A 13,055-nucleotide genomic window follows, 5' to 3' on the forward strand; every position below is an offset into this window, starting at 1 on the left:
GACATGTTTAACAAAATCTTAGTTGTCTGCGTGGGGAACATTTGCCGTTCCCCAACGGCAGAGCGCCTGTTAAGGCAGTTTCATCCGGCGTTGACGGTCGCCTCTGCAGGTCTCGGGGCGCTGGTGGGCAAGGGAGCCGACCCGTGTGCGGTGAGCGTGGCGCAGGCACATAACCTGTCGCTGGAGAATCATTGTGCGCGGCAAATCTCAGGAAAAATGTGCCGGGATTACGACCTGATCCTCACCATGGAGAAGCGCCACATTACCGCGCTGTGTGATATGGCACCGGAGATGCGCGGCAAGGTGATGCTATTTGGTCACTGGGACAGTGAGCGCGAAATACCTGACCCTTACCGTAAAAGCCAGGATGCGTTTGACGCAGTGTACGCCTTACTTGAACAGTCTGCCCGCCAATGGGCTCAGGCACTGAACGCGGAGCAGGGAAAACAATGACAGAGAACGTAAAACAGTCTGCTGCGTCAGCAACCGGCAATGATGAAATTGATATCGGTCGCCTGGTCGGGACGGTGCTGGAAGCGCGCTGGTGGGTGCTGGGTATTACCGCGGCCTTTACGCTGTGCGCGGCCATTTACACGCTGTTTGCCACGCCTATCTACAGTGCCGATGCGCTGGTGCAGATTGAGCAAAACACCGGCAATTCACTGGTGCAGGATATCGGCTCGGCGTTATCGAATAAACCACCCGCCTCGGAAGCCGAAATTCAGCTGATTAAGTCGCGGCTGGTGTTGGGGAAAACGGTGGACGATCTGGATCTGGATATCGCCGTCACCAAGGAGACGTTCCCGCTGTTTGGGGCGGGTTGGGACCGTCTGATGGGCCGCCAGAACGAAACGGTTAACGTGACGACGTTCACCTTACCAAAGGCAATGAATGAGCAAGCGTTCACCATTAAGGTGCTGAATAATAAAAGTTATCAGCTGATCAGTGACGGCGGTTTTAGCGCCCAGGGTCAGGTTGGACAGCCGTTAAACCACGGCGGCGTCACGATGCAGGTTAACGCTATTCATGCTGCTGCTGGCAGCGCCTTTACTGTCAGCAAATATTCCACGCTGGGCATGATAAACGCCCTGCAAAATAACCTCAGCGTGACGGAAACCGGCAAAGACACCGGCGTTTTGAGCCTGACATTCACCGGCGAGGACCGCGAGCAGATCCGCCAAATTCTCGACAGCATCACCCGTAACTACCTTGAACAAAACATCGTACGCAAATCCGAAGAGGCCGCCAAAAGCCTGGCATTTTTGGCCAGGCAGTTGCCGGAGGTGCGTAACCGTCTGGACGTTGCCGAAAACAAACTGAACGCCTTTCGTCAGGATAAAGATTCAGTCGATTTACCGCTGGAAGCCAAAGCGGTGCTGGATTCGATGGTTAACATTGACGCCCAGTTGAATGAACTGACGTTCAAGGAGGCGGAAATCTCCAAGCTGTTCACCAAAGCGCATCCGGCTTACCGCACGCTGCTGGAAAAACGTCAGGCGCTGGAAGATGAGAAAGGCAAACTGAACGGCCGGGTGACGGCGATGCCAAAAACGCAGCAGGAAATTGTCCGTTTGACCCGCGATGTGGAGTCCGGTCAGCAGGTCTATATGCAGTTGCTGAACAAGCAGCAGGAGCTGAAGATAACCGAAGCCAGCACGGTAGGGGATGTGCGTATTGTCGACCCGGCCATTGCTCAGCCCGGCGTGCTGAAGCCGAAAACTGCGCTGATTATTCTCGGCAGTATTCTGCTAGGCCTGATGCTGTCGGTGGTCGGCGTGCTGCTGCGTTCGCTGTTCAACCGCGGAATCGAAAGCCCGCAGGCGCTGGAAGAACAGGGAATCAACGTATATGCCAGTATTCCGCTGTCGGAATGGCAAAAAGCGCGTGATAACGTGCAGACCATTAAAGGCATCAAACGTTACAAGCAAAGCCAACTGCTCGCGGTGGGTAACCCCACGGACCTGGCGATAGAAGCGGTGCGCAGCCTGCGCACCAGCCTGCACTTCGCCATGATGCAGGCGCGCAATAATGTGCTGATGCTCACTGGCGTCAGCCCATCAATTGGCAAAACCTTTGTCTGTGCCAACCTGGCGGCGGTGATCAGCCAGACCAATAAACGCGTGCTGCTGATCGACTGCGATATGCGCAAAGGGTACACGCATGAGTTGCTGGGCACCAATAACGTCAACGGTCTGTCCGACATCCTTGTGGGTAAGGGAGATATGGCCACTTGCGCCAAACCGACGTCTATTCCTCATTTCGATCTGGTCCCGCGCGGTCAGGTGCCACCCAACCCTTCTGAACTGCTGATGAGCGAGCGTTTTGGCGAGCTGATTGCCTGGGCCAGTGCGCGCTATGACCTGGTACTGATTGATACCCCGCCCATTCTGGCGGTGACCGACGCGGCCATTGTTGGCCGTCATGTTGGCACCACGCTGATGGTCGCTCGTTATGCCGTCAACACCCTGAAAGAGGTGGAAACCAGCCTGAGCCGCTTTGAGCAAAACGGGATTCAGGTTAAGGGCGTGATCCTCAACTCCATCTTCCGACGCGCAAGCGGGTATCAGGATTACGGCTACTACGAATATGCATACACGTCGGATTCGAAATAAATAACCAACCCTGCCGGATGCGGCGTAAACGCCTTATCCGGCCTACAGAAACATATTTATACCCTGGGAATGAAAATGACCACAGACAACCCGCTCATTTCAATTTATATGCCGACCTGGAATCGTCAGCAACTGGCGATCCGGGCGATTAAATCGGTCCTGCGTCAGGATTATCCGCACTGGGAGATGATCATCGTGGATGACTGCTCCTCTGCGTATGAACAATTAAAGCAGTATGTAGAAGAGCTGAACGATCCGCGCGTCACCTATACCCATAATGCCTTTAATTCCGGGGCGTGCGCGGTGCGCAATCAGGCCATCATGCAGGCCTGCGGGCAGTACATTACCGGTATTGATGACGACGATGAGTGGACGCCGAATCGCCTGAGCGTGTTTCTTAAAGATCGCCATCAGCTGGTCACTCGGGCGTTTCTGTATGCCAATGATTATATCTGCGAAGGCGAAGTCTATTCCCAGCCCGCCAGCCTGCCGCTGTATCCCAAGTCGGTGTACTCACGGCGCAGGTTCTATAAACGCAACATTATTGGCAATCAGGTCTTTACCTGGGCGTGGCGGTTCAAAGCCTGCCTGTTCGATACCTCGCTGAAAGCGGCACAGGATTACGACATTTTTCTGCGCATGGTGGTGGCCTATGGCGAGCCATGGAAGGTCAATGAAGCCACGCAGATCCTGCATGTGAATCACGGCGAGATGCGCATTACCTCATCGCCGAAAAAATTCTCCGGTTACTTCCAGTTTTACCGTAAGCACAAAGGCAAATTTGACCGCGCCAGCAAAAAATATCAGCTGTTTACGCTGTATCAGATCCGCAACAAACGCATGAACTGGCGCACGTTACTGACCCTGTTGTCGCTGCGTAACGGTAAACGCCTGGCCGACGGTCTGCGGGGGCGCTAAGTATGCTGGAAGATATCCGCGCCAATAGCTGGAGTCTGCGTCCGTGCTGCATGGTGATGGCCTATCGGGCCGCCCATTTTTGCTCTGTCTGGCGCAAAAAAAACGTGCTGAATAACCTGTGGGCCGCACCGGTGCTGGTGATGTATCGCCTGATTACCGAATGTATTTTCGGCTATGAAATCCAGGCGGCTGCGACTATCGGCCGTCGTTTTACTATTCATCATGGCTATGGCGTAGTCATCAACAAACGCGTGGTGGCCGGGGACGATTTTACCCTGCGTCATGGCGTGACCATCGGCAATCTCGGCAGAAGCGATCTGACCTGTCCGACGATCGGCAACGGCGTTGAGCTGGGTGCCAATGTCACCTTGCTGGGCGATGTCATCATTGGTCATAACGTGACGATTGGCGCTGGCAGCGTTGTCGTGGACAGCGTGCCGGACAATACGCTGGTGGTGGGTGAGAAAGCGCGAGTAAAGGACGTAAAATGAATATCCTGCAATTTAATGTCCGACTGGCAGAAGGCGGCGCGGCAGGGGTGGCGATGGATTTACACCTGCGGGCGCTGGAGCATGGGCTGTCGTCGCGCTTCATTTATGGCTACGGCAAAAGCGGTAAGAAAAGCCTCAGCCACCATCACTATCCGCAGGTGTTCAAGCATACGCCGCGCCTGACGTCGGCGCTGAATATTGCGCTGTTTCGCTTCGCTAACCGCGACCTGTTTGGCAATCTCGACAATCTGTATCGTACAGTCACCCGCACCGCAGGCCCGCTGGTGCTGCATTTTCACGTGCTGCACAGCTACTGGCTGAATCTGGAAGAGGTGGTGACGTTTTGTCAAAAGGTGCAGGCGCATAAACCGGCTGTCACCTTTGTCTGGACGCTGCACGATCACTGGAGCGTGACCGGGCGCTGCGCGTTTACTGACGGCTGCGAAGGCTGGAAAACCGGCTGCCGGAAATGCCCGACGCTGAGTAATTATCCGCCGGTTAAGGTTGATAAAGCGCATCAACAACTGCCCGGCAAACGCCAGATGTTTCGCGCCATGCTGGCGCTGGGTTGTCAGTTTATCTCCCCCAGTCAGCATGTGGCTGACGCGTTTAACAGCCTGTACGGCGCGGGGAGCTGCGCCATTATCAACAACGGGATCGATGTCGCGACCGAAGCCATTCTCAGTGATTTGCCGCTAAACGATGAGCCTCGCAGCCGGCCGAAAATCGCCATCGTGGCTCACGACCTGCGCTATGACGGCAAAACCAACCAACAGTTGGTGCGACAGATGATGGCGCTGGGCGACAAAATAGAGCTGCATACCTTCGGCAAATTCTCGCCGTTTAGCGGCGCGAACGTGGTCAATCATGGATTTGAAACCGACAAGCGCATACTGATGAGTGCGCTTAACCTGATGGATGGACTGGTGTTCAGCTCGCGAGTGGATAACTACCCGCTGATTTTATGCGAAGCGCTTTCTATCGGCATACCGGTGATTGCCACGCACAGTGAGGCCGCACAGGAAGTGCTGGCGAAATCGGGGGGCAGAACCTTCAGTGAAGAGGATGTCCTGCAGCTGGTGCAGTGCAATAAAACGGCGATCGCGCAGGCGGTATTCGGTACGTCGCTGGCGGCCTTTCGCCAGCGCAGCCGCAGCGCTTACAGCGGCCAACAGATGCTGGAGGACTATGTCTCGTTCTATCAGAATCTGTAGCTATTTGATGCTGCCGCTGCTGTATCTGCTGGTCAACGTCAAGCTTGTGCAGTTGGGGGAAAGTTTTCCGGTCACCGTGGTCACGTTTTTGCCGCTGCTGTTGTTGCTGTTTGTTGAGCGTATCAATATCAAAAAACTGCTGATTGCGCTGGGGATTGGCGGTGGGCTGACGGCCTTTAATTACCTGTTTGGTCAGTCGCTGGATGCCAGCAAATATGTGACCTCCACCATGCTGTTTGTCTATACGGTGATCATTATTGGCATGGTCTGGAGTATTCGCTTTAAAACCGTCTCACCGCATAACCACCGTAAGATTTTACGTTTTTTCTGGCTGGTGGTGGGGCTGGTGGTGGCGCTGGCTGCGGTTGAGATGGCGCAGATTATTCTCACCGGTGGCAGCAGTTTAATGGAAGCAATTTCGAAATATCTTATTTACAGCAACAGTTATGTTCTGAACTTTATTAAGTTTGGTGGTAAACGAACTACCGCGCTTTATTTCGAACCGGCATTCTTTGCTCTGGCATTAATCTCAATTTGGCTCAGCATCAAACAGTTTGGTATCAAAACGCCTAAGACCGATGCTATGATTCTGGCAGGGGTGATATTATCAGGATCGTTTTCAGGGGTAATGACTTTTATTTTATTTTACCTGTTAGAGTGGGCGTTTCAGTATCTGAACAAAGAAGCGATAAAAAAGAAGTTACCGCTGGCGATAATCTCACTTAGCGTGTTTATGGTTGGCGTAATATTTGCTTTTCCCTACATTGCCACACGACTTGGTGATTTAGGCACGGAAGGGTCGTCATCGTATTACCGTATTGTGGGGCCGCTGGTGATGGTCGGTTATTCATTGTTCAATATCGATGGCGTAGTCAGATTTGGCTCACTTTATGAATATGTAGCGTCATTCGGAATCTTTAACGGTGCAGATGTCGGAAAAACAATAGACAATGGTTTGTATCTGCTGGTTATTTATTTCTCATGGTTCGCTGTGATATTAGCGGTGTGGTACATGGGAATGGTTCTGAAAATGATGTTAAATGCGTTTGGCGATAATCCGAATTATCAGGTGCAGCTTTATCTTTTTACGCCGCTGTCGCTGTTTTTTACCGGTTCAGTATTTAGCCCGGAATATGCGTTTTTAATTGTTTGTCCGTTTATTTTGCGCAAGGCGCTAAATATCGCGAGGTAATTCCTATGCTGCTCACTATTATCACCGTCGCCTTTCGTAATCTGCAGGGGATCGTCAAAACCCACGCATCGCTAGCCCATCTGGCGCAGGCGGGCGACATCAGCTTTGAATGGATTGTGATCGATGGCGGTTCTGCGGACGGTACGCAGGCGTTTCTGGAAAATCTCAACGGTGAGCACCGGTTACGGTTTGTCAGCGAACCGGACAACGGTATTTATGATGCGATGAACAAAGGCATTGCCCTGGCGCGAGGGCGGTTCGCACTGTTTCTGAACTCCGGTGATATTCTGCATGCGGATGCTGCGTCATTTATCCGCCAGCTCAAAACGCAAAGCGACAAGGCGATGGTGATCGGCGATGCGCTGCTGGATTTTGGTGATGGAAACAAAATTAAGCGTCGTGCCAAGCCCGGTTGGTATATTTACCACAGCCTGCCGGCCAGTCATCAGGCGATATTTTTTCCGGTTAGTGGATTGCATACCTGGCGCTACGATCTGCAATTTAACGTGTCGTCTGATTATGCGTTGGCCGCAAAATTATATAAATCTGGTTATGCCTTTAAAAAATTAAGCGGACTGGTCTCTGAGTTTTCTATGGGCGGCGTATCGACGACAAATAATCTTGAGTTATGCCGGGATGCAAAAAAGGTCCAGCGTCAGATATTACATATGCCGGGTTTTTGGGCCGAACTGTCCTGGCATTTGCGCTTACGCACCACCGGTAAGGCCAAAACCTTATATGGCAAAATGTAAGGGGTAAATATGCAGGATTTAAAAGGCTTCACGATGCCGAAAGGCTTTCGCGGAGGCGGTGCAATTAAAGTGCAATTATGGTGGGCGGTACAGTCCACATTATTTCGACTATCACCGCAGGTGATGTACCGCTGGCGCGCATTTTTATTACGTTTATTCGGCGCGAAGATAGGAAAAAACGTCGTTATTCGACCTTCAGTAAAAATAACCTATCCATGGAAACTAACCCTGGGTGATTACGCATGGGTGGGTGATGACGCGGTGTTATATACGCTGGGCACGATTACGATTGGTGCCAATGCTGTTATCTCGCAAAAAAGTTATTTATGTACCGGTAGCCATGATTATGCCAGCCCGCACTTTGATATTAACGCCACGCCGATTGTGATTGGCGAGAAATGCTGGCTGGCGACAGATGTATTTGTCGCACCCGGCGTGACGATTGGGGCGGGCACTGTCGTTGGGGCGCGAAGCAGCGTTTTTAAATCGCTGCCCGCCAATGCCGTTTGTCGGGGAAATCCTGCGGTCGTAACGCGCGAACGCGTTGAGAAAGTTACTCCCTGAGGGGATCATTTAAGAGGTGTAAACATGTCAAAAGTCGCTCTCATTACTGGCGTAACCGGGCAGGATGGTTCTTACCTGGCAGAACTTCTGTTGGAAAAAGGGTATGAAGTTCATGGGATTAAACGTCGTGCGTCGTCGTTTAATACCGAACGAGTGGATCATATTTATCAGGATCCGCACTCGGGTAATCCAAAATTTCATCTGCATTACGGCGATCTGACGGATACCTCCAACCTGACCCGTATTTTACAGGAAGTTCAGCCGGATGAAGTCTATAACCTCGGGGCGATGAGCCACGTGGCAGTATCGTTTGAATCCCCGGAATACACCGCGGACGTCGATGCGATTGGTACGCTGCGCCTGCTGGAGGCGATCCGCTTCCTCGGCCTCGAAAAGAAAACCCGCTTCTATCAGGCCTCCACGTCTGAACTGTATGGCCTGGTACAGGAAACGCCGCAGAAAGAGACCACGCCGTTCTACCCGCGTTCTCCGTATGCGGTCGCCAAACTGTACGCCTACTGGATAACCGTCAATTACCGTGAATCCTACGGCATGTTCGCCTGCAACGGCATTCTGTTTAACCATGAGTCTCCGCGCCGGGGCGAAACATTCGTTACCCGCAAAATTACCCGGGCGATTGCCAACATTGCGCAGGGGCTGGAGTCGTGTCTGTATCTCGGCAACATGGATTCCCTGCGTGACTGGGGCCACGCCAAAGATTATGTGCGCATGCAGTGGATGATGCTGCAACAGGATCAGCCGGAAGATTTTGTTATTGCCACCGGCGTGCAGTACTCCGTGCGCCAGTTTGTCGAAATGGCGGCCGCGCAGCTGGGCATTAAATTGCGTTTTGAAGGGCAGGGCGTTGAGGAGAAAGGCATTGTCGTGTCGGTGACCGGACACGATGCGCCGGGCGTGAAGCCGGGTGACGTGATGATTGCGGTCGATCCGCGTTATTTCCGTCCGGCAGAAGTCGAAACGTTGCTCGGTGATCCGGCAAAAGCGCACGACAAGCTAGGCTGGAAGCCGGAAATCACCCTGAGCCAGATGGTCAGTGAAATGGTTGCCAACGATCTGGAAGCGGCGAAGAAACACTCTCTGCTGAAATCTCACGGCTATGAGGTCGCCATCGCGCTGGAGTACTGAGGATGATGAAACAACGTATTTTTGTGGCGGGCCATCGCGGGATGGTGGGGTCCGCCATCGTCAGGCTGCTGGCCACGCGCGACAACGTGGAGCTGGTGCTGCGTACCCGTGATGAACTGAATCTGCTGGATGCCCGTGCGGTGCAGCAGTTTTTTGCCACCGAACGTATCGACCAGGTGTACCTGGCGGCGGCGAAGGTGGGTGGAATCGTGGCGAACAATACTTACCCCGCTGATTTTATTTACGAAAATATGATGATTGAGAGCAACATCATTCACGCGGCGCACTGCCATAACGTGAATAAGCTGTTGTTCCTCGGCTCATCCTGCATTTACCCGAAGCTGGCCAACCAGCCGATGGGTGAAAGCGAACTGTTGCAGGGAACGCTCGAGGCCACTAATGAGCCCTACGCGATTGCCAAAATCGCCGGGATCAAACTGTGCGAGTCGTATAACCGTCAGTACGGCCGCGATTACCGCTCGGTGATGCCCACCAATCTGTACGGGCCGCAGGATAACTTTCATCCGAGTAACTCGCACGTGATCCCGGCACTGCTGCGCCGCTTTCATGAAGCCTGCGCACAAAATGCGCCGGATGTAGTGGTGTGGGGGAGCGGCACGCCAATGCGCGAGTTCCTGCACGTGGATGACATGGCTGCCGCCAGCATTCATGTGATGGAACTGGACCGCGAGGTCTGGCAGGAGCACACCCAGCCGATGTTGTCGCACATCAACGTGGGAACCGGCGTCGACTGCACCATTCGCGAACTGGCGCAGACGGTCGCGAAGGTCGTGGGCTACAAAGGTCGCGTGGTGTTTGACGCCAGCAAACCCGACGGTACGCCACGCAAATTGCTGGATGTTACCCGTTTACACCAGTTGGGCTGGTACCACGAGGTGTCGCTGGAGGACGGGCTTGCCAGCACGTATCAGTGGTTCCTTGAAAATCAGCAGCGGTACCGGGGGTAAATATGTTTTTACGTCAGGAAGAATTTGCCACGGTAGTGCGCTGTGCGCCGCTGATTTCCATTGATTTGCTGGTGGAAAATGCGCGCGGTGAGTACCTGCTGGGCCAACGCCTCAACCGTCCCGCCCAGGGATTTTGGTTTGTGCCAGGTGGACGGGTGCAGAAGGATGAACGGCTCGAAGACGCGTTTGAGCGCCTGACGTTGGCGGAACTGGGGTTACGTTTGCCGCTGTCTTCCGCAGAGTTTTACGGCGTCTGGCAGCACTTCTATGACGATAACTTTTCGGGCACCGATTTCACCACCCATTATGTGGTGCTCGGTTTTCGCCTGAAGGTGAGCGAGGCAGACCTGCGTCTGCCCGATTCCCAGCATGACGACTACTGCTGGCTGACGCCGCAGGCGTTGCTGGCCAGCGATAACGTTCATGATAACAGCCGGGCGTACTTTATGCCGCAACGTCAGGCCGGAGTGCCGGGCTTATGAAAATTCTGGTGTACGGCATTAATTATTCGCCGGAACTGACCGGGATCGGCAAATACACCGGCGAAATGGTGGAGTGGATGGCGCAAGCCGGGCATGACGTTCGGGTGATCACCGCGCCGCCTTACTACCCGCAGTGGAAAGTGAACGGCCGTTATTCCGCCTGGCGTTATCGTCGGGAAGAAGGCGATGCCACCGTCTGGCGCTGTCCGTTGTATGTGCCAAAGCAGCCCTCAACGCTGAAACGTCTGCTGCATTTGGGCAGTTTTGCCGTGAGCAGTTTTTTCCCGCTGATGGCGCAGCGACGCTGGAAGCCCGATCGCATTATTGGCGTGGTGCCGACGCTGTTTTGCACACCGGGGATGCGCCTGCTGGCGAAACTCTCCGGGGCACGCACGCTGCTGCACATTCAGGATTATGAAGTTGACGCCATGCTTGGCCTCGGAATGGCCGGGAACAGCAGGGGCGGCAAAGTGGCCACATTGGCCAGCGCGTTTGAACGCAGCGGCCTGCATAACGTCGACTATGTCTCAACCATCTCGCGTTCGATGATGAATAAAGCGCAGGAAAAAGGGGTCGCTGAAGAAAAGGTCATCTTCTTTCCTAACTGGTCGGAAGTGGCGCGATTTCGCGACGTGACCGCGGATGATGCCCGGGCGTTGCGGCAAAAACTCGGTGTGCCTGAAGGAAAAAAAATCATTCTTTACTCGGGCAACATCGGTGAAAAGCAGGGACTGGAGAGCGTGATTGATGCCGCCGACGAGCTGAGTGCTCAGCCCTGGCTGTTTGTGATTGTCGGGCAGGGTGGCGGCAAGGCGCGGCTGGAAAACAGGGTCCGCGAGCGCGGCCTGGAAAACGTAATATTTTTCCCCCTGCAATCTTATGACGCACTGCCTGCGCTGCTGAAGATGGCCGACTGTCATTTAGTGGTGCAAAAGCGCGGTGCGGCGGATGCGGTATTGCCCTCCAAGCTGACCAATATTCTTGCCGTGGGTGGCAATGCGGTGATCACCGCGGAGCCTGATACCGAACTGGGCCAGCTCTGCGAGGACCATCCGGGGATTGCGGTATGCGTGGAGCCGGAGTTGGTGAGTGCGCTGGTGGCCGGAATTACCCAGGCGCTAATCATGCCTGACATCAACACGGTGGCACGTGACTATGCCGAACGCACGCTGGAAAAAGACCGCGTGCTTAGCCAATTTATTGCAGATATACGGGGATAAATCATGCGTCAACGCACACTCTTTCCAGTGGTGATGGCCGGTGGCTCCGGTAGCCGGTTGTGGCCGCTGTCCCGCGTCCTGTATCCCAAGCAGTTCCTGTGCCTGAAGGGCGAACTCACCATGCTGCAAACCACGATATGCCGTCTGAACGGCGTGGAGTGCGAAAGCCCGGTGGTTATCTGCAACGAGCAGCATCGCTTTATCGTTGCCGAACAACTTAGACAGCTCAACAAGTTGACCGAAAATATCATTCTGGAACCCGCCGGGCGTAATACCGCCCCGGCGATTGCGCTGGCCGCGCTGGCGGCAAAACGTCACAGTCCGGACGCTGACCCGCTGATACTGGTGCTGGCGGCAGATCACGTGATTACCGACGAAGAGGCGTTTCGCGAGGCGGTTCGCAATGCGATGCCGCATGCCGAGGCGGGCAAGCTGGTGACATTTGGTATCGTGCCGGACTCGGCACAGACCGGTTACGGCTATATTCGTCGCGGTGACGTTTGCCCCGCAACTACCGATACGGTTGCCTTTACGGTGGCGCAGTTTGTGGAAAAACCGGATCAGGACACCGCACAAGCCTACGTGGCAAGCGGCGATTATTACTGGAACAGCGGCATGTTTCTGTTTCGTGCCGGGCGTTATCTGGAAGAGCTGAAAAAGTACCGCCCCGATATTCTGAGCGCCTGCGAAAAGGCGATGAGCACGGTCGATCCCGATCTCGATTTTATCCGCGTCGATGAAGAGGCGTTTCTCGCCTGCCCGGAAGAGTCGGTGGACTATGCGGTGATGGAACATACCGCGGACGCGGTGGTGATGCCAATGAGCGCGGGCTGGAGTGACGTGGGATCGTGGTCTTCGCTGTGGGAGATCAGCGCTCATACCGCCGAAGGCAACGTGCATCACGGCGACGTGATCAGCCACAAAACCGAAAACAGCTACGTGTACGCGGAGTCCGGACTGGTGACCACCGTCGGAGTGAAAGACCTGGTGGTGGTGCAGACCAAAGACGCGGTGCTGATAGCCGATCGCAACGCGGTCCAGGATGTGAAAAAAGTGGTGGAGCAGATTAAAGCTGACGGCCGCCATGAGCATCATATTCACCGCGAAGTGTACCGTCCGTGGGGTAAGTATGACTCCATCGACGCCGGAGAACGTTACCAGGTTAAACGCATTACCGTAAAACCTGGCGAGGGATTGTCGGTGCAGATGCACCATCACCGCGCAGAGCATTGGGTGGTGGTGGCTGGGACGGCGAAGGTGACGATCGATGATGACATCAAACTGCTCGGTGAAAACGAGTCTGTCTATATCCCTCTGGGAGCGACACACTGTCTGGAGAACCCCGGAAAAATCCCGCTCGATCTGATTGAAGTGCGATCGGGATCCTACCTCGAAGAGGACGACGTAGTGCGCTTTGCCGATCGCTACGGTCGGGTGTAGGCACTGAATATCTTGCCGGATGGCGCTGCGCTTATCCGGCCTACAACACCGTAGGC

13 protein-coding genes are annotated in these 13,055 nt (G+C 54.3%); all 13 read left to right on the forward strand.

Annotated elements, in window-relative coordinates; genetic code table 11:
• Nucleotides 1-3 precede the first annotated feature (3 nt).
• A complete protein-coding gene (gene wzb / locus IB214_RS09220) occupies nucleotides 4-453 on the forward strand; it encodes a low molecular weight protein-tyrosine-phosphatase Wzb (RefSeq protein ID WP_096756580.1) in 450 nt (149 codons plus the stop codon).
• A complete protein-coding gene (gene wzc, locus IB214_RS09225) occupies nucleotides 450-2,612 on the forward strand; it encodes a tyrosine-protein kinase Wzc (protein ID WP_117343273.1) in 2,163 nt (720 codons plus the stop codon). Before wzb ends, wzc begins: the two co-directional genes overlap by 4 nt.
• A 75-nt stretch (nucleotides 2,613-2,687) precedes the next feature.
• A complete protein-coding gene (gene wcaA, locus IB214_RS09230) occupies nucleotides 2,688-3,530 on the forward strand; it encodes a colanic acid biosynthesis glycosyltransferase WcaA (protein ID WP_117343274.1) in 843 nt (280 codons plus the stop codon).
• A 2-nt stretch (nucleotides 3,531-3,532) separates the two neighbouring features.
• Complete coding sequence (wcaB, locus tag IB214_RS09235; RefSeq protein WP_117343275.1) at nucleotides 3,533-4,021, forward strand: colanic acid biosynthesis acetyltransferase WcaB; 489 nt, start codon at nucleotides 3,533-3,535, stop codon at nucleotides 4,019-4,021.
• Nucleotides 4,018-5,235 (forward strand): colanic acid biosynthesis glycosyltransferase WcaC, encoded by a 1,218-nt coding sequence (gene wcaC / locus IB214_RS09240; protein ID WP_117343276.1) that lies wholly within the window; start codon nucleotides 4,018-4,020, stop codon nucleotides 5,233-5,235. Before wcaB ends, wcaC begins: the two co-directional genes overlap by 4 nt.
• Entirely contained in the window at nucleotides 5,210-6,427 is a 1,218-nt protein-coding gene (gene wcaD, locus IB214_RS09245; protein WP_117343277.1) for a colanic acid polymerase WcaD, read from the forward strand. Before wcaC ends, wcaD begins: the two co-directional genes overlap by 26 nt.
• Nucleotides 6,428-6,432: 5 nt before the next feature.
• Nucleotides 6,433-7,179 carry a colanic acid biosynthesis glycosyltransferase WcaE gene (gene wcaE / locus IB214_RS09250; RefSeq protein WP_117343278.1) on the forward strand — a complete coding sequence of 249 codons (747 nt, stop codon included), beginning with the start codon at nucleotides 6,433-6,435 and terminating at the stop codon, nucleotides 7,177-7,179.
• 9 nt (nucleotides 7,180-7,188) lie between these two features.
• Entirely contained in the window at nucleotides 7,189-7,743 is a 555-nt protein-coding gene (gene wcaF / locus IB214_RS09255) for a colanic acid biosynthesis acetyltransferase WcaF (RefSeq protein WP_096756587.1), read from the forward strand.
• A gap of 24 nt (nucleotides 7,744-7,767) precedes the next feature.
• Nucleotides 7,768-8,889: a GDP-mannose 4,6-dehydratase gene (gene gmd, locus IB214_RS09260; protein ID WP_096756588.1), complete on the forward strand. Its 1,122-nt coding sequence runs from the start codon at nucleotides 7,768-7,770 to the stop codon at nucleotides 8,887-8,889.
• A 2-nt stretch (nucleotides 8,890-8,891) separates the two neighbouring features.
• Nucleotides 8,892-9,857 (forward strand): GDP-L-fucose synthase, encoded by a 966-nt coding sequence (locus tag IB214_RS09265; protein WP_117343279.1) that lies wholly within the window; start codon nucleotides 8,892-8,894, stop codon nucleotides 9,855-9,857.
• 2 nt (nucleotides 9,858-9,859) lie between these two features.
• Entirely contained in the window at nucleotides 9,860-10,339 is a 480-nt protein-coding gene (locus IB214_RS09270) for a GDP-mannose mannosyl hydrolase (RefSeq protein ID WP_117343280.1), read from the forward strand.
• Nucleotides 10,336-11,559 carry a colanic acid biosynthesis fucosyltransferase WcaI gene (gene wcaI / locus IB214_RS09275; RefSeq protein ID WP_117343281.1) on the forward strand — a complete coding sequence of 408 codons (1,224 nt, stop codon included), beginning with the start codon at nucleotides 10,336-10,338 and terminating at the stop codon, nucleotides 11,557-11,559. Before IB214_RS09270 ends, wcaI begins: the two co-directional genes overlap by 4 nt.
• Nucleotides 11,560-11,562: 3 nt before the next feature.
• Nucleotides 11,563-12,999, forward strand: coding sequence for a mannose-1-phosphate guanyltransferase (gene cpsB / locus IB214_RS09280; protein ID WP_117343282.1), 1,437 nt, complete (start codon nucleotides 11,563-11,565; stop codon nucleotides 12,997-12,999).
• The last annotated feature ends 56 nt before the right edge of the window (nucleotides 13,000-13,055 follow it).

The sequence above is a fragment of the Citrobacter sp. C1 genome, from assembly GCF_014596895.2.
In the GTDB taxonomy this organism is placed as follows: domain Bacteria; phylum Pseudomonadota; class Gammaproteobacteria; order Enterobacterales; family Enterobacteriaceae; genus Citrobacter; species Citrobacter gillenii.